16 protein-coding genes and 1 pseudogene are annotated in these 21478 nt (G+C 72.4%); 4 read left to right on the forward strand and 13 right to left on the reverse strand.

Features of this window, described 5'->3' with window-relative positions; genetic code table 11:
* A partial coding sequence (locus CCN29_RS14875) for a TOMM precursor leader peptide-binding protein (protein ID WP_143661335.1) occupies positions 1-661 on the forward strand: 661 nt, incomplete at its 5' end.
* Positions 654-2021 (forward strand): ABC1 kinase family protein, encoded by a 1368-nt coding sequence (locus CCN29_RS14880; protein WP_006134969.1) that lies wholly within the window; start codon positions 654-656, stop codon positions 2019-2021. The genes CCN29_RS14875 and CCN29_RS14880, both read left to right, overlap by 8 nt.
* A 42-nt stretch (positions 2022-2063) precedes the next feature.
* Here the strand turns inward: CCN29_RS14880 and CCN29_RS14885 are convergent, their stop codons facing one another.
* The 5 genes from CCN29_RS14885 to CCN29_RS14905 form a co-directional block, all read right to left on the reverse strand.
* Entirely contained in the window at positions 2064-2273 is a 210-nt protein-coding gene (locus CCN29_RS14885; protein ID WP_006134968.1) for a hypothetical protein, read from the reverse strand.
* Between the two features lie 134 nt (positions 2274-2407).
* Positions 2408-2731, reverse strand: coding sequence for a putative WhiB-interacting protein (locus tag CCN29_RS14890; protein WP_006134967.1), 324 nt, complete (start codon positions 2729-2731; stop codon positions 2408-2410).
* Positions 2728-3096, reverse strand: a complete 369-nt coding sequence (locus tag CCN29_RS14895) for a WhiB family transcriptional regulator (protein ID WP_006134966.1) — start codon at positions 3094-3096, stop codon at positions 2728-2730. Before CCN29_RS14895 ends, CCN29_RS14890 begins: the two co-directional genes overlap by 4 nt.
* Positions 3097-3267: 171 nt before the next feature.
* On the reverse strand, positions 3268-3582 hold the full coding sequence (locus CCN29_RS14900) for a hypothetical protein (RefSeq protein WP_078592344.1): 315 nt from the start codon (positions 3580-3582) through the stop codon (positions 3268-3270).
* A 162-nt stretch (positions 3583-3744) separates the two neighbouring features.
* Positions 3745-6054 (reverse strand): ATP-dependent DNA helicase UvrD2, encoded by a 2310-nt coding sequence (locus tag CCN29_RS14905; protein WP_086682401.1) that lies wholly within the window; start codon positions 6052-6054, stop codon positions 3745-3747.
* Between the two features lie 93 nt (positions 6055-6147).
* On the opposite strand from CCN29_RS14905, the gene CCN29_RS14910 reads away from it, so the two are divergent.
* Entirely contained in the window at positions 6148-6405 is a 258-nt protein-coding gene (locus tag CCN29_RS14910; RefSeq protein ID WP_086682403.1) for a mycoredoxin, read from the forward strand.
* Between the two features lie 221 nt (positions 6406-6626).
* Here the strand turns inward: CCN29_RS14910 and CCN29_RS14915 are convergent, their stop codons facing one another.
* The 4 genes from CCN29_RS14915 to CCN29_RS14930 all read right to left on the reverse strand — a co-directional run bounded on the left by CCN29_RS14915 (position 6627) and on the right by CCN29_RS14930 (position 11344).
* Positions 6627-7424 (reverse strand): hypothetical protein, encoded by a 798-nt coding sequence (locus tag CCN29_RS14915; RefSeq protein WP_086682406.1) that lies wholly within the window; start codon positions 7422-7424, stop codon positions 6627-6629.
* A gap of 156 nt (positions 7425-7580) precedes the next feature.
* Positions 7581-8165, reverse strand: a complete 585-nt coding sequence (locus tag CCN29_RS14920) for a recombinase family protein (protein WP_107481701.1) — start codon at positions 8163-8165, stop codon at positions 7581-7583.
* Positions 8166-9033: 868 nt separating this feature from the next.
* Entirely contained in the window at positions 9034-9384 is a 351-nt protein-coding gene (locus CCN29_RS35915) for a hypothetical protein (protein WP_442538379.1), read from the reverse strand.
* A 256-nt stretch (positions 9385-9640) separates the two neighbouring features.
* Complete coding sequence (locus tag CCN29_RS14930; protein WP_086682409.1) at positions 9641-11344, reverse strand: recombinase family protein; 1704 nt, start codon at positions 11342-11344, stop codon at positions 9641-9643.
* Positions 11345-11398: 54 nt separating this feature from the next.
* Here CCN29_RS14930 and CCN29_RS14935 point away from each other — a divergent pair.
* Positions 11399-11494 (forward strand): annotated as a pseudogene (locus CCN29_RS14935) (NrdH-redoxin); the annotation flags it as partial.
* A gap of 94 nt (positions 11495-11588) precedes the next feature.
* On the opposite strand, the gene nudC reads toward CCN29_RS14935, so the two are convergent.
* The 4 genes from nudC to CCN29_RS14955 form a co-directional block, all read right to left on the reverse strand.
* Positions 11589-12533, reverse strand: a complete 945-nt coding sequence (nudC, locus tag CCN29_RS14940; protein ID WP_006134963.1) for an NAD(+) diphosphatase — start codon at positions 12531-12533, stop codon at positions 11589-11591.
* Between the two features lie 145 nt (positions 12534-12678).
* Complete coding sequence (locus CCN29_RS14945; RefSeq protein ID WP_086682412.1) at positions 12679-14091, reverse strand: dipeptidase; 1413 nt, start codon at positions 14089-14091, stop codon at positions 12679-12681.
* 69 nt (positions 14092-14160) lie between these two features.
* A complete protein-coding gene (locus tag CCN29_RS14950) occupies positions 14161-17640 on the reverse strand; it encodes an ATP-dependent helicase (RefSeq protein ID WP_086682414.1) in 3480 nt (1159 codons plus the stop codon).
* A 204-nt stretch (positions 17641-17844) separates the two neighbouring features.
* A complete protein-coding gene (locus CCN29_RS14955; RefSeq protein ID WP_086682417.1) occupies positions 17845-21432 on the reverse strand; it encodes an ATP-dependent helicase in 3588 nt (1195 codons plus the stop codon).
* Positions 21433-21478: the final 46 nt, after the last annotated feature.

Below are 21478 nucleotides of genomic sequence, written 5' to 3' on the forward strand. Positions count from 1 at the left end.
GCCGGACCGCCCGCCGCGCCGCGCCGCCCGCTCGCCCCTGGCCGAGGACGCCACCGGCCACTCCCTGGTGGTGCTCGCCCCGCGAGACGACGTCGCCGTGCACGCGCCGGACCCGGTGTCCGCCGAGCCCCTCCTGGCGTCGGGCACCCCTCATCTCCATGCCGGGGTGGTGGAGGGCACGGGTGTGGTCGGTCCGCTGGTCCTGCCGGGCGAGACGGCGTGCGCGGGCTGTCTCCAGGAGGACCGGATCGACCGGGACCCGGTGTGGCCGCGGCTGGTGGCCCAGTGGCGCTCGGGCCGGCAGCGCAGGGTGGGCGCCTGCGATCTCGCGCTGGCCGCGACCGTGGCGGGGCTGGCCGCCGCGCACGCGCTGGCCTTCCTCGACGGACGGATTCCGTCCAGCGCGGGCGCCCGCTGGGAGGTGACCCTGCCGCAGCTGCACTGGCAGCCGCGGCCCGTCGTGCCGCATCGCCGCTGCCCGTGCGGCGCCGCAGGCACTGGTCCGGACGGGAATGACGGAGGCCCGGACAAAGGTAAGGGAGAACACACCTCCGCCGACGGGGGGTCGCACGAGACAATGGCCGGGCACGGGCCGTCGAAGGGGTCACGCCGTCAGGCGGACGCGGAGCGGCCGGCAAGGACCTGGAGGGCGCATGTCTGATCTTCCCCGCAAGGCGGTCACCCGCACCGCCAAGCTGGCCGCGCTCCCGCTCGGCTTTGCCGGGCGGGCCACCTGGGGACTCGGCAAGCGGATCGTGGGCGAGTCCGCGGAGCTGGTCGGCCGGGAGCTTCAGCAGCGCACCGCCGACCAGCTGTTCAAGGTGCTGGGCGAGCTCAAGGGCGGCGCCATGAAGTTCGGGCAGGCCCTGTCGGTCTTCGAGTCGGCCTTGCCCGAAGAGGTCGCCGGACCCTACCGCGCCGCCCTGACCAAGCTTCAGGAGGCCGCCCCGCCGATGCCGACCCGTACCGTGCACGGGGTGCTGAAGGAGCGGCTGGGCGAGGACTGGCAGAAGTTGTTCCAGTCGTTCGACGACAAGCCGGCCGCGGCGGCCTCTATCGGCCAGGTGCACCGGGCGGTGTGGCACGACGGCCGCGAGGTCGCGGTCAAGGTGCAGTACCCGGGCGCCGGTGAGGCCCTGCTGTCCGACCTCAACCAGCTCAGCCGGTTCGCGCGGCTGCTGGGCCCGCTGGTCCCCGGCATGGACGTCAAGCCGCTCATCACGGAGCTCAAGGACCGGGTCTCCGAGGAGCTGGACTACGGCCTGGAGGCGCAGGCGCAGCGGGCGCACGCCGCGGAGTTCGCCGGCGACCCGGACGTGGTCGTGCCCGACGTGGTGCACCAGAGCGACCAGGTGCTGGTGACCGAGTGGATGGACGGCACGCCGCTGTCGGAGGTCATCGCGGACGGCACCGAGGCGCAGCGCGACCGTGCCGGGCAGCTGCTGGCCCGCTTCCTGTTCTCCGGCCCCGCCCGCACCGGCCTGCTGCACGCGGACCCGCACCCGGGCAACTTCCGTCTGCTGCCGGGAGGTCCCGGCGGCGAGGACGACTGGCGCCTGGGCGTCCTGGACTTCGGCACGGTCGACCGGCTACCCGGCGGGCTGCCCGCCCCCATCGGCGAGGCGCTGCGGATGACGCTGGACGGCGAGGCGGAGGCCGTCTACGAGATGCTCTGCGCGGAGGGCTTCGTCAAGGAGTCCGTGGAGCTGGACCCCGACGCGGTGCTCGACTATCTCTCGCCGATCATCGAGCCGGCGCGGGCCGAGGCGTTCACCTTCACCCGCGGCTGGATGCGCGGCCAGGCCGCCCGGATAGCGGACGTGCGGTCGCCCGCCCACCAGTTGGCCAAGCAGCTCAACCTGCCGCCCGCCTATCTGCTGATCCACCGGGTCACGCTGAGCACCATCGGGGTGCTGTGCCAGCTCGGCGCGACGGTGCGGCTGCGGGAGGAACTGGAGGACTGGCTCCCCGGGTTCGTCCCCGGGGAGCCGGGCGAGGAGGAGGAAGCGGCGCAGGCCTGACCGCCGCCGGGGCGGCCGGGCGCGGGTGAGGCGCGGCGGAGTTCACCACCACTGCGAGTCGAGGCGCCCCTCGATCGCGCGCAGGTTCTCGCGGGAGCAGCGCTCGCAGTAGTGCAGGCGGACGCCGTTCTCCACGGAGAGGGTCCAGGTCGGCGGCGGGCCGTCGGCGCGGACACCGCAGCGGGCGCAGGCCGGAGGCTCGGGCTCGGTGGCGGAACCCTCGTCGCCGCCGCCGTCGTGAGGACTGGTCACGCGGCGACGATAACTCCGCGCCGGGACCGCCGCGCCGTCAACGCACCGCGGGGACCGCACCGTTCACACGGTCCGGCCCCCGCGGGGAGATCGGGGCCTCCCGCCGGGGAGGCCGTCGCTTCAGGCGGCGTGCCCTACTGCATGACCGCCATGGCGAGCGCCCGGCGGGCGCGCCGCGAGGCGCGCTCGGCCCGGCGCTGCATGCGGCGCGCGGTCAGCAGGCCGGTGGCCTGCCTCTCCCGCTGCGCCTCCAGCAGTCGGTCGTGCATATGCGCACGAGCCAGGGCTTCTGGGATGAGTTGCATCTCTCGGGTCCTGTTCTGGCGCGAGTCGTTCGCACCGCTGGTGGTGAAGTCTTCGGTCGCGGAGCCTGCGGGCTCGTGGGTGGACGGCGTCATCGGGGCCTGCTTCTGGGGGTCGTGCGTGAGGGGACGGTCGATCGTTCCGCGGGTGTTCATGCCGAAACCGGGTTCTTGCGCGGGCGGCCACGCGGCCGCTTGCGGGCGACGACCACACCCTGGACGAACAGCTCGCCACCCCAGACGCCCCAGGGCTCACGCCGCTCCTTGGCGCCGGCGAGGCAGGCCTCGACCAGCGGGCAGGTACGGCAGAGGGACTTGGCGTACTCGACGTCCGCGGGCGACTCGGCGAAGAAGACCTCCGGGTCGTAGGAGCGGCACGGGACGGGTACGCCGAGGTTCTCGATGGCGTCGTCGAGCGCGGTGAGCGCGGTGAGCGGAGTCAAGGTCGGGTCCTCCGTGGAGCCGGGCTTGGGGATCGTGTCGGAAGGCGGTACGGACGGGGCGTGCGCTTCGAGTTGCACGGCTGGTCTTCCTCGTCTGGTCGTTTCCGGCCGGTCGGCCGGGTGTGCGGCTGGTACCGGGTTCTTTTCTTGTCCCGAGGCGCCTTGTCCTGTCTCCCCGTTCGGGGCAAACAGAAGGGCCGCGGATCCCGGATGGGGTTCCGCGGCCCTGAAGGCGCCGGCCTGATCTCATCAGGCTGGATCACTCCAGGGTTCTGGCCCACGGAAGGCCCACATCTGGTGGTGCTGCGTCGTCTGCTTCCGGAATCCGGCACCGGCCGCCGCAAAGGCATAGGCCTGCGCCTGTGCCGCTACTGCTTCCAGTGCCTTGGTCGGTCGCTCATCGCGCTCACGGACGGCAATGCCCGCGGGAGCGAGGGAGGACGCCGGACGCACGGCACGAATGCCGGACAGACCGGTGCCCTGGTTCGAGGCGCCGAGAATGCACAGGGAGACGGCCGGGCGATCGGTCAGTTTGACGCTGGTGCTGGTGTTGATGCTGATCACTGGACTCGCCTCCTCTCGGCGTCTGGGGGACCGGGCGAACCGGTCCGCGGATATGCAAGTACAACACGGAATCAGGGCCTCCGAGAAGGCCGCTGTCCCCGTGGCTAAGAACCTATGGGGATTCCCGGGGCATGCGCAAACTATTTTTCCGACGAGTTCGCGTCAGTCCTGATCTTGTCCGTCGGCGGGGTCCCGGCCCGCGCAGAGGGCCAGCACATCGGACCCGTAGCGGCGCAGCTTGCGCATGCCCACCCCGGGGATGCGGGCCAGTTCGTGCTCGTCGTCGGGGACCGCCTCGGCGATGGCGATCAGCGTCTTGTCGGTGAAGACGCAGAAGGCCGGCTGACCGCTGCGCCGCGCCTGCTCACCGCGCCAGTCACGCAGCCTCTCGTACAGCCCCTCGTCCATGTCGGAGGGGCAGTCCTCGCAGCGCATCAGCTTCATCTCGCCGCCGTCGGTCAGCGTGCGGCCGCAGACGCGGCAGCGGGCGGGCGTGCGCTGCCGGCGGCGCGGCGCCTGCTCGGGGACCGCCGGGGCCGCCGCCGTCCATGAGCCGCGCTCGACTCCTCCCGCGCCGGCCGCGCCCGCGCGCCCCGCGCCGGCCTGCGAGCCGGGGCGCAGTCCCGTCAGGAAGCGGCTGGGGCGCCGGTTGGGACGGCCGCCCGGTGAGCGGGAGAGCGCCCAGGAGAGGTGGAGGTGCTCGCGGGCGCGGGTGACCCCGACGTAGAGGAGGCGGCGTTCCTCCTCGATCTGCTCGTCCGTCTTCGCGTAGGTGATCGGCATCATGCCCTCGGCGACGCCGACCAGGAAGACGACGTCCCACTCGAGGCCCTTGGCGGCGTGCAGCGAGGCGAGCGTGACGCCCTGGACGGTGGGGGCGTGCTGGGCGCCGGCCCGCTCGTCGAGTTCGACGACGAGGTCGGCGAGCGTGGCGCCGGCCCGGGCGGCGGCGAAGTCCTGGGCGAGGTGCACCAGGGCGGCCAGGGATTCCCAGCTTTCCCGGACCGCGCCCGACCCGGCGGGCGGCTGGGGCGTCCAGCCCTTGCCGGAGAGCACGGCGCGCACCTGGGAGGGCAGGTCGGGGGCGTCGTCGAGGAGGGAGTCGTTGCCGCCGAAGCGGGCCGCGGCGCGCAGGGCGTTGATCGCGTTGCGCACCTCGGGGCGGTCGAAGAACCGCTCGGCCCCGCGCAGCTGGTAGGGCACGCCGGCGTCGGCGAGGGCCTGCTCGTAGGTCTCGGACTGGGAGTTGGTGCGGAACAGGACGGCGATCTCGCTCGCCGGGACGCCCGAGGCGATCAGCTCGCGGATGCGGCGGGCGGCGCCCTCGGCCTCGGCGGGCTCGTCGGTGTACTCGGTGAAGACCGGCTCGGGTCCGGCGGGGCGCTGGGAGACCAGCTCGAGGCGGTGGTCGGCGGCGCGGCCCTTCGCCTGGGCGAGCAGCCCGTTGGCCAGGCGGACCACCTGAGGGGTCGAGCGGTAGTCACGGACGAGCTTGACGACGGTGGCGCCCGGGTGGCGGACGCGGAAGTCGAGCAGGTGGTCCGGGGTCGCGCCGGTGAAGGAGTAGATGGTCTGGCTGGCGTCGCCGACCACGCACAGGTTCTCCCGGTCGCCGAGCCACAGCTCCAGCAGGCGCTGCTGGAGGGGGCTGACGTCCTGGTACTCGTCGACGACGAAGTGCTGGTACTGGGCCCTCACCTGCTCGGCGATGTCGTGCCGGTCCTGGAGGACGGCGACCGTGAGCAGCAGGACGTCCTCGAAGTCGATGACGGACCGCTCGCGCTTGAGGTCCTCGTAGGCGGCGTACAGCTGGGCGATCTCCGCGGGGTCGCGGGGCGCCTCCCGGCCGGACTTGGCGGCCGCGGCCGTGTAGTCGGCGGGGACGGTCTGGGTGACCTTGGACCACTCGATCTCGGCGGTGACGTCCCGCAGCTCCCCCCGGTCGAGGCGGATCCGGCAGGCGGCGGCCGCGTCGGCGACCAGCTGGATCTTGCGGTCCACCAGCCGGGGCAGGGACCCGCCGACCGCCTTGGGCCAGAAGTACTGGAGCTGGCGCAGGGCCGCGGAGTGGAACGTCCGCGCCTGGACGCCCACCGCGCCGAGCTGGCGCAGCCGGCCGCGCATCTCCCCCGCCGCGCGGTTGGTGAACGTGACGGCGAGGACGCTGGAGGGCTGGAGGATGCCGGCGCGCACCCCGTAGGCGATGCGGTGGGTGATGGCCCTGGTCTTGCCGGTGCCGGCGCCCGCCAGCACGCACACCGGTCCGTGCAGCGCGGTGGCGACGGCGCGCTGCTCGGGGTCGAGACCTTCGAGCACCGCGTCGGCCGAGTCCGGTACCCGCGGGAAGAGGGTGGAGTGCGTTGCTGCTGTCACACCGCCATGCTGCCAGGTCGCCCGGGACAGGTGAGCCGGTTGTCCACAGGGAAGGGCCTGCGGTCGTACGAATGCGACAAGCGTCACGGGACCGGTCATGGGGCCGGGGCGGCGGCGGGAATGCCTGCGCTTTCAAGTACGTTCCCCGGGAGACCGAGGAGTTCCCCGAGCCGCCGAAGGAGCGCGAGAGGCATGCAGGGCACTGTGACGATGTACAGCACCACGTGGTGCGGCTACTGCCGCCGGCTGAAGAGCCAGCTGGACCGTGAGGGCATCGCGTACACCGAGATCAACATCGAGCAGGACCCCGAGTCGGCGGCCTTCGTGGAGAAGGCGAACGGCGGCAACCAGACGGTGCCCACTGTTCAGGTAGTTCCCTCCAGTGGCGGCACCGAGGTCGTGATGACGAACCCGAGCCTTGCCCAGGTGAAGCAGGCACTCGGCGTCTGACCCTTGCGAGACGCAGCCCCCGACCGGCCTGACGCTGATCGGGGGTTTTGTGTGCCCCGGGGAGACCGCAGCGGCAGGACCAAGGCCCGCCCCCGGCAACCACCGCTGTAGATGCGAGGCCCTCCTGAACGCGCCCTGCACAGGGCGCAGAGAGACTGAGCGCTCCACCTGGTGGCCGTCACCGACAGAACCTCTGAGCGCGTGGTAGCAATGCCGCAGGTTCAGAGCGCGAGCACAGGCCGAGTAGAGAAGTCCTCGCAAAGGTCCTCACCATCCGGGCCATACACGAACTCGACCATGGATGGGTTGCGATTGGCGGTGGCCAGGGGCAGCCATGCCAGCATGTGGCCGTAGCCGCCGCACACCGACTCGCCACCGTCTCCGCCGTGGACCGCTGTAACGTCGCTCGTCAACTCCGTGCGGTAGGTGTCGTAGGCGATGCGCAGGCCGAAGGCGTTCAGCTGGTTCTGCGGGCCCGTGCGGTCCCCGTAGGGGATGCGGTCGAGGGGGCAGTCGTTCCCCCACCGAAACAGGGTTTCTGCCCCAGCTCCACAAGCGTGCTCCCACTCGTCGGGGCTCGGCATCCGCAGGCCACGAGCCGCGAGAACAGCCGGCATGTCAGCAGGCAACTCGGTCAGGTTCTCGTCCTCCACAGCCATGAGCACAGTGGCCAAGACGACGCTCCGGCGGGGGCTGAGCACCTGCGCGAGGTGGGCCCGCAGGTCGGATCCGTAGCCGAAGCCCTGCTCCAGGCTCTCGGCGTAGTCGGCAGTCTGCTGCGGGGTCGGTTGCCAACTGTTCAGGTCGAAGCCGAGGGACACCGGCCCTCCGGGTATCAGAGCGAATTCCTGTCCGTTCCGCTCGATCCGGATGCGATGAAGCGGAGCACCGAGGTGCTCTGTGGTCTCAACGAGTGTCACCCGACCGTCAACCAAGCCGGCGGCCTCCTCGGCGACGCGGCGTGCGGTAGGCAATTCGAAGGATCGCCACTGGTCGAAAGTGAGATCAGAGAGAGACATGGACCGCAGTGTTGCACGCAGGTCTGACACGGCTCGCGACCACTGCACTCCAGAACTGAGCTGCGGTCGCGAAAGCCTCCAAGGAAGTCCAAGCGGACACTGGCGGCGGACCGTGGCCACCTTTCCTGGTTCGGGACGCACCCGTGTACGCCTGTCTCAGGCGCCCTCGCCGAGGTGGCGGTAAAGAGTGGCGCGGGAGATCCCGAGAGCCTTGGCGATGGCGCTCACGCTCTCGCCCTTCGCCTTTCTGGCACGGGCCACGGTGAGCACGTCCCCATCGACGACGGACGGCCGTCCGCCTGTACACCCCTGCGCCTTGGCTGCGTCGAGTCCTGCGCGGGTGCGCTCCTTGATGAGGCTGCGCTCGAACTCCGCCATGGCTCCGACCACCTGAAGCATGAGACGGCCGTCAGCTGTACCGGGGTCGATGTTGGCCAGCGCGCCTGTGAGCACCTTGAACCCGATGCCCCGCTCTCGAAGGGTGTCGACCATGGTCACAAGGTCGATGAGGGACCGAGCGAAGCGGTCCAGCTTCCACACGCACAGGGTGTCGCCGGGTCTGGCGTAGTCCAGTGCGGCCCTGAGCTCTGGCCGGTTGGTGTTCTTCCCGCTGGCCTTGTCCTCGAAGATGCGGGCGCACCCTGCGGCCGTCAGTGCGTAGCGCTGCAACTGCGCTTCCTGGTCATCGGTCGAGACGCGGGCGTATCCGATGAGCTGACCGGTGATCGTGTTCGTCGTCACGGCCGGGACTGTCTCAGAACTCGTCTCAATACGTCAAGCCCGAGACGGAAGTTTCGAGACGGGTTTTGAACAGCGCTGCGCCCCCTTCCGGGGCGCCTGCCGTCTCGTCTCACAAACCTTGGTTTTCGAGACGCCCGTTACTCGTCACGCTGGGCCGCGGTCGGGCTGTGCTCTCTGCCGTGTGTTGGCCAGCGCTGCGCGTGTCCGCAACGGCAAGAGGCTGTGAGCCTGTCTGCCTGCCTGCCGCTGTGCTCTCGCCTGCCTGCCAGGGGCACAGCCTGTCAGCCGCTCACGCTGGCGCACAGCCGTTCGCTTGCCACGGGACACGGGCCGCTGGCCAGCCTCTCGACGGCGGAGGAGAGGCAATGGCGAAGGGGGGTATGACCCGGGCCTTACCCGACCGCCGTGTCTTACCGGCTCAAATCCTGCCACGGTTTCAGGGCCTTTCAGGCTGGCCTGTACTCCAGCCGGCCGAGGCGTAACGCCTGGTCAAAGGCCTGCGCTGCCTCCTTGGCGACGGCGAAGGAGTGCACAGAACGAAGCCTTACGTCCTTGCCTGTGGGGCGCGGCAGCGCCCCCCTTGGGCTTGCTCCTGTCGGCCCCTGCTGGGCCGCACTGTCGTAGAGGCTTCGGGCTGTGGCGGCCATCCGGCCGCCCATGCTGCCTACTACTTCGCCGATGCCTTCTCTTGGGGCGCTGCCGCGCCCCGCTCTGCTTGCCGGGGGCCGCGAAGCCGCTTTTTTCTGTCGGCCCCTGCGGGGCCGCAACTGCGAGGGGTAACAGAAGAGAGAGCGCGCGAACCTTTCCGCAGGTCACTGCCCCTGTAGCTACACGTACGGCGTGTGCTGGCCACACCTGCGGTGTATGGTCACCGGTCTTGATGGACGCGGCACGGTACCGGTGCACCCTCCCCCTTCTGGAAGAGGTGAGAGGGCAGGACCAGGCAAGCGGCACCCGACCGGGGCGAGACGAGCCCAAACCTCTTGGCGCGGTTGACCGCGTTGGTCGTGCTCTGGTCGGACAGGGGCTTGCCCTCCTTGCCCAGCAGAGAGGCCAGCTTCCCAGGGTCGAAGGCTGCATGACCCTGGCGGTCAGCCCAGCCCAGCGCAGCGAAGTGCACTCGGTAGGCGAGCGGGTGCCAGGGTTCCTGCGCCATGCGCCGGTACTCGCGCTGGGAGACTCCGCCCCACGGGCGGTCATGACCGAAGCTGATGGCCACTGGCTGCGGCTCCTTCCTGTGAGGCGCACACGGGTGCGCCAGCGGCCCCGCCGGGCGGCGGGACATGTGTCTCCCTTCTTTGCGGGGGTGGCCGTGCAGAAGGCACAGCGCTTCACAGGTGGGCGCCCAAAGCTTCGGGCCTGGACTCGGTCTCATGCAGTCGGGAGCGACGGCGGCGACCTGGCCCGGCATCGTACATCATGCTGAAACGGGGAAGGCCCCCATGGTCGGGGCCTTCCTTGCTCGCTCGGCAGCATCAGACGGGAGCCGTAACCTTCTCGGCCTCGCCTGCTCCCTTGGCTTCCTCTTCGGCTTTCGCTTGCTGCGCCGCGCGTTCAGCCTCGAAATCCTCCCAGCGGCTGACGATCTCCCACTCGGCGCCCGTAAGCGTCGTGGGCTTCTCGTACGGCTTTCCGGGCAGCGAGACCGGTGTGATTGGTGCGAGCACTTGAGAAGCCTTCACGGGGGTGACCCACCACGAGACACCCTGCTGCCGGATGTTCTCGATGAGGTCGCCGGGATCGATGGCAAGGGCATCGGGCCGGAAGTGCGCCTTCACCTTGTGCTTCTTCAGAAACTCCCGCCGCTCGTCGACGCTCGACCGCACCCACCACTCCGCGTAGCTCTCGCCCGTACCGGTCCACACGGTCACCGGCTTCGGTCCCTCCTGGCTCGTTACCTTCTCTCGGTCCTGGGCAAGGCTGGCGACTTGTGAGGCGTACGCGACGGCGCTGATCTCGTCCTGCTGGAGTTCCTTCAGGAGCTGGTTCATCTTGCCGTCGATGACGGCGAGCTTCGCCGCACGGCTGTCGTCGATGGTCGTCTTCGACTCCATCCGTTCCAGGTGGCCGATCTCTCCCAACAGAGCCGACTCCAGCCAGGGGTACAAGTCCTCGGCCCAGAACCTCTGCTTCGGGCATGCCTGAATGCCCTTGCTCTTGTTTCCGTGGCAGCGGTACCGCTCCCGCTTGCCCTTGGCCGGGTCGCCCTTCACGAAGTACAGGGAGCTGCCACACAGCATGCAGAACGTCACGCCCACCGTCGGCGACGTAGAGCCCTTCTGCTTCTTGTACTTGACCGAGGCGACGGCTTCCGACAGCTTCGCCCACTCCTCCTCGTTCAGCACCGGCTCAGACCGCATGACGGGAGTGCCGTCGTCATTGCGGACCACGGCGCCATTCGCGCGTACGTACTCCCCGAGCAGAGACCGGCTGACCAGTACGGCTTGCACTGTGGTCGGCGTCCATCTGGCGCCCCGAGGCTTCGGGTCCGCCAGCCGAGTTGTGCTCTCGCCTGCCGCCGCGCGGATGCGAGCGATGTCCTGAGCCGTGGGCACGCCTTGCTCGTTCAGCCAGTCGGCGACGGCCGAGAAACTCGGCTTCTCGATGAAGCGCCGGATCATCTCGATCAGCGTCGGGCCGTACTCGGGGTCGAGTTCGAGGGTGAAGCCTGCGTCGCCCTTCACCGCTCTGCGTCCGAACGGGACAAGGCCACCCGGCCAACGACCAGTCTTTCGCATGGTCTCCCGGGAAGCCTTGTTGCGGGCCTTGATGGCGTCCAACTCGGCCTCTGCGACCACGGCCAGGATCTTGGCGATGGTCTTGCCCCATGGCTTCGAGAGGTCGAATCCCTCCTCGCAGGAGATGAGGCCCTTACCGTTCGCCTCGCACCACTCAATGATGTCCGAGAGATGGCGGACCGACCGCGCGATGCGGTCGATCTTCAGGATGATGATGTGGTCGAACTGATCCTTCTTGTTGTTGAGCCAGTCCCCCAGGGACGGACGCACCCACGGCGAGATGGACGCCGACACGTCGATGTCGACCGCAAAGTCGACCAGCTCCATTTCCTCCGCGTCGGCCCGCTTACTGATGCGGGTCCGCTGCGTTTCCTCGCCGGTCTGGTTCTCGTTGCCTACAGACAGACGGACCACGCCAAGCGCCCTGGGCTTGTCGCTCACCCTTGCCCCTCCCCAAGACAGGGGCGGCCCTCCCTGGCCGCCACAAGTAAGGAGGGAAGTCTACAGACCGTGCCGACCGTGCTGTTCCCCGACGGCTCGACGCTCACCAACCCCTCGCTCGCGCAGGTGAAGCAGAAGATCGGCGTCTGAGCCTCCCGCTCTCACATCGCATTTCACGTCGAAGCGGGGCGGCCGTCCCTCACGGGACCGGCCGCCCCGCTTCGTCGTGTGCGGGTCCCCCGGCTCAGAAGGTGCTGCGGGTGGGCAGGGCCTCGCCGTACCAGCGTTCGATCAGCCGGGCGGCGATCGAGATGCCGTAGGGCGGGAGGACCTCGCCGGAGTCGAAGGCGGCGCGCAGTTCGTCGCGGGAGAACCAGCGGGCCTCGTGGATCTCGTCGCCGTCCACGGTGATGTCGAAGGACGTGGCGTGGGCGACGAAGCCGAGCATGAGGCTGGAGGGGAACGGCCAGGGCTGGCTGGCGACGTACTCGACCTCGCCGACGGCGATGCCGACCTCCTCGTGCACCTCCCGGCGCACCGACTGCTCGATGGCCTCCCCCGGCTCGACGAACCCGGCGAGCGTGGAGAAGCGTCCCTCGGGCCAGTGGACCTGGCGGCCGAGCAGGATGCGGTCCTTGTCGTCGATCACCGCCATGATCACGGCGGGGTCGGTGCGCGGGTAGTGCTCGGCACCGCAGGCGGGGCAGCGGCGGATGTGCCCGGCGGCGGCGATGACGGTGCGCTCGCCGCAGCGGGAACAGAAGCGGTGCAGCCGCTGCCAGTTCTCCAGGGCGACGGCGTGCACCATCAGGCCCGCCTCGCGGGGCGACAGCAGCAGCCCGGCCTCGCGCAGGCCCGCGGGGCGGGCGGAGTCGTCCATGCGGCCGGGCAGGGAGTCCTTCTGGAGGGCGAAGTAGCTGACGCCGTCCTCGTCGATGCCCAGGAAGTAGCGGTGGGCCTCGGTGAGCGGGGCCTCGAAGGACGGGGTCATGACGAGTTCGGTGCGCCCGTCCGGTGCCTCGTCGATGAGGACCTGGCCGCCGGAGACCACGAAGCAGCGGGTCGAGGGGTGGCTCCACGCCGCCGCGAGCCATGCCTCGTCGAGCCGGTGGTGGGCGGCGCGGTCGATGCCGCTCGGGGCGGTGAGCGAGATGGGCCGGTCGGCGGTGTGGTCGGTCCTGGTGGTCACGGGTGCTTCCAACTCCCCCGGTGGTACGGATCGGGTCGCGGGTGGTCTGGCGGACGAGGGCGGCAGGGACCGGGTCCGTGGGGCGCGGCGGCGCGGCTCTTCCAGTGTGCCGCGCGCGGGCGCCCGCTTCGGACGGCGTGGGTGGTCAGGGGGCGTGCCGCCAGTGCTCGGCGAGGTCGCCCCAGAGGTGGGCGCTGGTCTCGGCGCCCTTGAGCAGCAGGTCCAGCTCGACCTTCTCGTCGGGGGCGTGCCAGCCGTCGGACGGGACGGAGATCCCGAGGAACAGCACCGGTGCGCCGAGGACGTCCTGGAGGTCGGCGGCCGGACCAGATCCTCCCTCGCGCGTGAACAGCACGGGTTTGTCGAAGGCGCGGCCCATCGCGCGGACCACCGACTGGAGGGCGGGGTGGTCGAGCGGGGTGAGGCAGGGGCGGGTGGCCGGGCTGAAGGTGATCTCGTGCCGGACGCCCTCGGGCAGCCGGCCGGGCACCCAGGCGGCGACCGCGTCCCGGACGCGCGCGGGGTCCTGGCCGGCGACCAGCCGGAAGGAGAGCTTCACCATCGCGGACGACGGGATGACCGTCTTGCTGCCGGGGCCCTGGTAGCCGCCGCCGATGCCGTTGACCTCGGCGGTGGGGCGCGCCCAGACGCGTTCCAGGGTGCTGTAGCCGGCCTCGCCACCGGTGCCGTGCGACTTGGCGGTGCGCAGCCACCGCTCCTCGTCGAAGGGCAGCCGGGCGAAGAGCTCGCGTTCGCGGTCGGTGAGCTCGACCACGCCGTCGTAGAAGCCGGGGATCGCCACCCGGCCCCGCTCGTCGTGCAGCGCGGCGACCAGCCGGGCGGCGGCGGTGGCCGGGTTGGGCACCGCGCCGCCGAAGGAGCCGGAGTGGATGTCCTGGTCGGGGCCGTACAGGCGGATCTCGCACTCGGCGAGGCCGCGCATGCCGGTGCACACGGTCGGGGTGTCCTCGGACCACATGCCGGTGTCGGAGACGATCACGGCGTCGGCGGCGAGCCGGTCCGCGTGCCGTTCGACGAGCGCCCGGAAGTGCGGGGAGCCGGACTCCTCCTCGCCCTCGACCAGCAGCTTGAGGTGGACGGCGGGGCTGGTGCGGCCGGTGGCGGCGAGGTGGGCGCGCAGGCCCAGGGTGTGGAAGAAGACCTGGCCCTTGTCGTCGGCGGCGCCGCGCGCGTAGAGGCGGCCGTCCCGGACGACCGGCTCGAACGGGTCGCTGTTCCAGCCGTCCTCGCGCGCGGCGGGCTGCACGTCGTGGTGGCCGTACACGAGGACGGTCGGCGCTCCGGGGTCCGCGCTGGGCCATTCGGCGTAGACCGCCGGGGCGCCCGGGGTGTCCCAGACCTCGGCGGCGGGGAAGCCGGTGTCCTTCAGGGCGGCGACGAGCCAGTCGGCGCTGCGGCGCACGTCGGGGGCGTGATCGGGCTGGGCCGAGACGGACGGGATGCGGAGCCACGCGGACAGGTCGTCGAGGAACGCCGTGCGGTGGTCTGCGATGTACGTCCGGACGGCGTCGACGGCATTGTCAACGTGCTGGCTCATGGTGACGAGCCTATCCGCCCGCGGGGGTGTCCTCGGAGTGCGGTATCTCACCGTGCGGCGTGCGGTCTGTCACCGTCCGGCGTGCGGTGTCCTACCGTCCGGGGCACGCGGTGTCCCACCGTCCGGATCGTCCAGCAGCAGGCGCTCCAGCTCGGCCCGGCCGGGGAGCCGCTCGGGCCGGACCACCTCGCCGGTGCGGACGTACAGGAACGCGGCGGTGACGGACTCCAGGGGGACGCCCTGCTGCTCGGCCCAGGCGAGCCGGTAGACGGCCAGCTGGAGCGGGTCGGCGGTGCGGCCCCGGCCGGTCTTCCAGTCGACGATCTCGTACGTGACCGCGTCGCCGTCCTCGCCGTCTTCGGCGTCCTCGTGCCGGTACACGGCGTCGATGCGGCCCCGGACGACACGGCCGGCGATCGACAGCTGGAACGGCGCCTCCACGCGGAAGGGCGTGCGCTGGGCGTACTCGGTGCGCTCGAACGCCTCCTTGAGCGACTCCAGATCCTGCTCGTCGGCGATCTCGGCGTCGCCGCCGGGCAGCTCGTCGGGGTCGAGCAGGGGCAGGGTGAGCTCCTCGAAGCGCGCCTCGACCCACGCGTGGAAGCGGGTGCCCCGACGCGCCGCGGGCTGGGGCGGACGCGGCATGGGGCGGGCCAGCTCCCGCGCGAAGCCGTCGGGGTCGGCGGCGAGCCTCAACAGCTGGGACGCGGTGAGGGAGGCGGGCAGCGGGACCTCGGTGACGGTGTCGCGGGCGCGCAGCAGCTCCCCGGTGAGGGCGTCCAGGTCGCGGTCCCAGGAGGCGACGGTGCGGGCCTCCTCAGGGGTGAGGCGCGCCTCGGCCGGCACGGGGCGGTCCGGGCGGGGGCGTGCGGGCTCGTCCGGGGCGGTCGCCTGGTGCGGAACGACGGGGCGCTCGGCGGGCAGCGCGTCCCAGTCGGTAGGGGCGATGTCCTCCGGGTACGGCTCGTCGTCGTCCGGCGGGGGCGGCCAGTCCGGGTCGTCGTGGACGTCCGGGTCGTGGACGGCCGCCGTGCCGTACGGGTCGGCGGCGATCCGGTCGAGGTGGGCGAGGACGGTCGCGGCGGCGGCGCGGCGCCGGGCGAGGGCCGCGTCGTCCAGGGGCAGCGGCCACGCCTGGACGTCGCCGGCCTGCCGCAGCGCCGGGTTCTCCTCGTCCTCGGCGGGCTCGTCCGCCCACGCCTCGATCTCGCCGTACCCGGCGGCGCAGTGGTCGTGGAGGGCGAACAGGAACTCGGAGGGGCCGCGCGGCTTCTTCTGGCTGGGACCCCACCAGTGGCCGGAGCCGAGCAGCAGGGACCTGGGGCGCGTGAAGGTGACGTAGCCGAGGCGTAGCTCCTCGGTGTGCTGGTGGTCCTTCATGGCCTCGTGGAAGGCCTTCAGGCCCCGGGAGTCCCAGGACGGCACGTCGGGAAGGGTGTCGGCGTCGCCGCGCAGCGCGTGCGGCAGCACCTTGCCCTGGGCGGTCCACTTCTCGCGGCCCCGGTCGCTCGGGAAGGCGCCGGTGACAAGGCCGGGGACGGCGACGACGTCCCACTCCAGGCCCTTGGACTTGTGGGCGGTGAGCACCTTGACGGTGTTCTCGCCGCCCGGCAGCGCGTTGTCCAGGCCCTTCTCGTACTGGGCGGCGGTGCGCAGGAAGCCGAGGAAGGCGAGCAGGGTGGCCTCGTTGTCGCCGGCGGCGAAGGACGCGGCGACGTCGAGGAAGTTGGACAGGGTCTCCCTGCGCCGGGCGGCCAGCGCGTGCGGGGAGGCGGACAGCTCGACCTCGAGGCCGGTGACGGCGAGCACCCGGTGCAGTACGTCCATCAGCGGGTCGGCGAGGGAGCGGCGCAGGTCGCGCAGCTCGGCGGCGAGGCGCGCGAAGCGAACGCGCGCGTCGGGCGAGAAGGGCAGTCCGTCGTCGTCCCCGCCGCCCTCCAGGGGGCTCTCCAGGAACGTGTCGAGGGCGTCGGCGAGCGAGATCACCTCGGCGGGGTCGACGCCCTCGACGGCCTCGGCGAGCCGCCGGTCGGGGTCGTCGTCGCCGTCCACGCGCGCGTGGGTCACCAGCCGGCGCGCGCGGCGGCCGAGCAGGGCGAGGTCGCGGGGGCCGATCCGCCAGCGCGGGCCGGTCAGCAGCCGGACGAGGGAGGCGTTGGCGCCGGGGTCCTGGAGGACCTCGCAGACGGCGACCAGGTCGGCGATCTCCGGCAGGTGCAGCAGCCCGGACAGGCCGACGACCTCGACGGGCACGTCACGGGCGACCAGGGCGGCCTGGATGTCCGCGAAGTCCGTGGCCGTGCGGCACAGGACGGCGATCTCGCCGGGGGCCTTGCCGGTGTTCACCAGGTGCGCGACCGAGTCGGCGAGCCAGTCGATCTCCTCGGCGTGGGTGCGCAGCAGGGCGCAGCGGACGACACCGTCGCGCTCGGCGCCGGGGGCCGGGCGGAGGGCCTCCACGCCCGCGTGCAGGGCGCGCAGCGGTTCGGCGAGGCCGTTGGCGAGGTCGAGCAGCCGGCCGCCGCTGCGGCGGTTCTCGCTGAGCGACTGGCGGGTGGCGGGGCGGCCGTCGGCGTGCGGGAAGTGCTCGGGGAAGTCGTCGAGGTTGGCGACGGAGGCGCCGCGCCAGCCGTAGATCGCCTGGCAGGGGTCGCCGACGGCGGTCACCGGGTGGCCCGTGCCGCCGCCGAAGAGGCCGGCGAGGAGGACGCGCTGGGCGACCGAGGTGTCCTGGTACTCGTCGAGGAGCACCACCCGGAACTCGTCGCGCAGCAGGCGGCCGACCTCGGGCAGGGTGGCGAGCCGGGCGGACAGCGCGATCTGGTCGCCGAAGTCGAGCAGGTCGCGTTCGCGCTTGGCGGCCCGGTAGCGCAGCACCAGTTCGGCGAGTTCACGGCGGGCGGCGGCGGCCTCGGGGACCTTGCGCAGGTCGGCGTTGCTGAGCTTGGCGTTCTCCAGGGCGCGCAGCAGTCCGGCGTCGTGGGCGCGCAGGTCCTCGGGGCGCACCAGGTGCTCGGACAGCTCGGCGTCGAGGGCGAGGAGGTCGCCCACCAGGTCGGGGAAGGAGCGGGTGAGGGCCGGGTAGAGGCCGGGCGCCTCGCGCAGCACGCGCGCGGCGAGCTGGTAGCGGGTGGCGTCGGCGAGCAGCCGGGACGTCGGTTCGAGGCCGATGCGCAGCCCGTGGTCGGTGAGCAGCCGGCCCGCGAAGGCGTGGTACGTGGAGATGACCGGCTCGCCCGGGGGGTCGTCCGGGTCAAGGGGGTCGGGGTCGGTGACGCCGGCCTTGACCAGGGCCGCGCGGACGCGTTCGGCGAGTTCACCGGCGGCCTTGTTGGTGAAGGTGAGGCCGAGGACCTGCTCGGGGGCGACCTGGCCGGTGCCGACCAGCCAGACCACGCGGGCCGCCATCACCGTCGTCTTGCCGGAGCCCGCTCCGGCCACGATCACCTGCGGGGCGGGCGGCGCGGTGATGCAGGCCGTCTGCTCCGGGGTGAACGGGATCCCGAGCAGCTCCTTGAGCTGGTTGGGATCGGTGATATGGGCGGGCACACCGAGAATCTAGCGGCGACCGCTGACAACGCGGGCCCACCGAGCCCGTCGGCGGGGAAGAAGCGCAGGTCGGCGGGGGTGGTGCGATACGTCACGCGCGCTTGCGACACGTCACGCGAACTGCACCGGACGCACACCCGAGGCACTTCACCGGACGCACGTCCCCCGAGGCACTTCACCCGACGCGCGCTTCACCCGACACGCTCACTCGACGACGTGGCGGCCCTCGGGGCGGGCGCTGCACGACGCGCGGAACGCGCAGTGCGCGCAGTGCTGGCCCGCGGTCGGGGTGAACCGCTCGTCGAGGACCTTGCCGGCGGCGGTGGCCAGCAGGTCGCCGACCCACTCGCCCTCCAGCGGCTCCTGCGCCTGAACCTTGGGCAGGGTCTCGCCGCCGTCCCGCTTGGCGGCCCCCTGCCGCAGCTGGACGAGCTCGGCGCCGCCCGGCTCGGGGCGCACGCCGTCGAAGACCTCGTCGACGGCGCCCTCGCGGACGGCGAGCTGGTACACGGCGAGCTGGGGGTGGCGTTCCACCTCCTTGGAGCTGGGCGCCTGCTTGCCGGTCTTGAAGTCGACGACGTAGGCGCGGCCCTCGCCGTCGGCCTCGACGCGGTCCATCTGACCCCGGATGCGGACCTGGTAGTCGCCGGACTCCAGGGTGACGTCGAAATCGTGCTCGCTGGCCACCGGGGTGCGTCCGGTGCGGTCCATGACGTGCCACTTCAGGAAGCGTTCGAGCGCCACGCGCGCGTTCTCCTTCTCCTGGACGGACTTCCAGGGCGCGTCGAAGGCGAGCGCGTTCCACACGGAGTCGAGGCGCTCCATGAGGACGTCGAGGTCGGCGGGGGTGTGCCCCGAGGCGACCTCGTCGGCGAGGACGTGGACGACGTTGCCGAAGCCCTGGGCCGCGGTGGCGGGCGCGTCGGCCTTCACCTCGCGGCCCAGGAACCACTGGAGGGCGCAGGTGTTGGCGAGCTGGTCGAGGGCGCTGCCGGAGAGCACCACGGGCTGGTCGCGGTCGCGCAGCGGCACCTTGCTGTGCGTCGGTTCGTACATGCCCCACCAGCGGTAGGGGTGCGCGGACGGCACCAGGGGGCGGCCGTCCTCGTCGGCGAGCGCGGCGAGCCGGGCCAGCCGCCGGGCGGCGGCCTCGCGCAGGGCGTCGGAGACGCGGGGGTCGACGGTGGTGGCACGCAGTTCGGCGACGAGCGCGGCGACGGACAGCGGGCGGCGCGGGCGTCCGGTGACGTCCCGGGGGTCGACGCCGAGTTCGGTGAGGAAGCGGGAGGGCTGGTCGCCGTCGTCGGACGGCGCCTTCACGGCCGTCACGACGAGGCGGTCACGCGCGCGCGTGGCGGCGACGTAGAACAGGCGGCGCTCCTCGGAGAGCAGCGCGCCGGGGGTGAGGGGTTCGGCGAGTCCGTCGCGGCCGATGCGGTCGGCCTCCAGCAGGGAGCCGCGGCGGCGCAGGTCGGGCCACAGGCCCTCCTGGACGCCGGCCACGACGACGAGACCCCACTCCAGGCCCTTGGAGCGGTGCGCGGTCATCAGACGTACGGCGTCGGGGCGCGCGGCGCGGCGGGTGAGGGTGTCGGCGGCGATGTCCTCGGCCTCGATCTCCTCGAGGAAGTTCAGGGCGCCCCGGCCTCCGGTGCGCTCCTCGGCGCGGGCGGCGGTGGCGAACAGCGCGCACACGGCGTCGAGATCGCGGTCGGCGTTACGGCCGGCCGCGCCGCCACGACGGGCGGCCCGCTCCAGGCGCTGCGGCCACGGGGTGCCGTCCCACAGCTCCCAGAGGGCCTCCTCGGCCGTGCCGCCGCCGGCCAGGCGCTCGCGGGCCCGGCGCAGCAGGGCGCCGAGCCGTTGCGCACCACGCGCGTAGCCGGGGTCGTGCACGGCGAGCCGCTCGGGCTCGGCCAGCGCGCGGGCGAGCAGCTCGTCGGAGGGCGGCGGCAGGGGGTTGCCGGCCGCCCGCTCCTCCTCACGCAACGCCCGCCCGAGCCGCCGCAGATCGGCGGCGTCCATACCGGCGAGGGGGGAGGTGAGCAGGGTGAGAGCGGTCTCGGTGTCGAGCCAGCAGGGTTCGTCGCCGTCGGGCGCAGGCCCGCCCTGGCCGGAGTCCGGCCCGCTGTCGGTGCCCGCATGGCCGGGACCGGGGCCCGCCTCGCCGGTACTGGCCTCCGTCCCGCCCGCGCCGGCATCCACCGCGCCCCCGGCGCCCGCATCGCCCGCCGCGTCCCCGGCGACCGCCTCGCCCGAAGCGGGGGCCGCCTCATCCGAACCGGCGAGCGCCTCACCGGAACCGACGCCCGATTCGCCCGCGTCGGCATCCACCCCGCCCCCGGCGCCCTGCGCACCGCGCACGCCCCGCGCCTCCGTCGCGCCCGCGCGGTCGGCCTCCTCCGCCCTCGCCACCGCGCGCAGTGCGGTCAGGAGGGGGGCGACGGCCGGTTCGTGGCGCAGGGGCAGGTCGTCGCCGTCGACGTCGACGGGGACGCCCGCGGACGTGAGGGCGCGGCGGACCGTCGGCAGGGTGCGGGCGCCCGCGCGGACCAGGACCGCCATGTCGTTCCAGGGGACGCCGTCCTCCAGGTGGGCGCGGCGCAGGATGTCGGCGATGTTGTCCAGCTCGGTGCCGGCCGTCGGGTAGGTGTACACCTCGACCCGGCCCCCCTCGCGCACGGGCGTCGGCTCACGGTGCAGGCGGACCTTCTCGGCGGGCAGCCGGGGCAGCGGCATGCGCCGGGTGATCAGCCGGGTGGCCTCCAGCAGCGCGGCGCCGGAGCGCCGGGAGGTGCGCAGCACCTGGACGGGCGCGGGGCGGCCGTCCGCGCGCGGGAAGGCGTACGGGAACTCCAGTATGCCGCCGACGTCGGCGCCCCGGAACGCGTAGATCGACTGGTCGGGGTCGCCGAAGGCGACGAGGGTGCGTCCGCCGGACGCCAGGGCGTGCAGCAGCCGCACCTGGGCGGGGTCGGTGTCCTGGTACTCGTCGACGTAGACGGCGTCGTAGCGGTCGGCGAGCTGCCCGGCGGTCTCGGGCCGCCGGGCGAGGAGCACCGCGCGGTGGACGAGCTCGGCGTAGTCGACGACGCCCTGGAGGTCCAGGACGTCGAGGTACTCGGCGAGGAAGGCGGAGGCGGCCCGCCAGTCGGGGCGGCCGATGCGGCGGGCGAAGGCGTCCAGGGCGCCGGGGCCGAGCCCGAGCTCGCGGCTGCGGGCGAGCACGGCGCGGACCTCGTCGGCGAAGCCGCGGGTGGTCAGGCAGGCGCGCAGTTCGTCGGGCCAGCGCACGTGGGACAGTCCGTGCCGTTCCAGGTCCACCTGGCCGGCGAGCAGCTCGCGCACGGTGACGTCCTGCTCGGGTCCGGACAGCAGCCGCAGGGGTTCCACGAACAGGTCGCTGTCCTGGTGGGCGCGGACCAGGGCGTAACAGAAGGAGTGGAAGGTCGTCGCCTGCGGGGCGCGGGCGGCGCCGATGCGCAGCGCCAGGCGGTCGCGCAGCTCGACGGCGGCCTTGCGGCTGAAGGTGAGGACCAGGATGCGCTCGGGGTCGCCGCCGCGGGCGATGCGGGCGGCCACGGACTCGACGAGCGTGGTGGTCTTGCCGGTGCCCGGACCGGCGAGGACGAGCAGCGGTCCGAAGCCGTGGTCAACCACGGAACGCTGGGCGGCGTCCAGTGAAGGGGGATCCACACGGGCCGGCGGGGTACGCACCAGTCGGTAGGCGCCACGGCTCCCCCGCCGCACCGGGGGGTGCGACAGGCCGCTGGTGGAGGAAGAGGAGCTCACGTGGTTCGCCGGTCCTGGTGGGTGTGCTGTGGGGCGTCGCGCCGCG

It is taken from the genome of Streptomyces pseudogriseolus (genome assembly GCA_002154585.1).
Classification (GTDB): Bacteria; Actinomycetota; Actinomycetes; order Streptomycetales; family Streptomycetaceae; genus Streptomyces; species Streptomyces pseudogriseolus.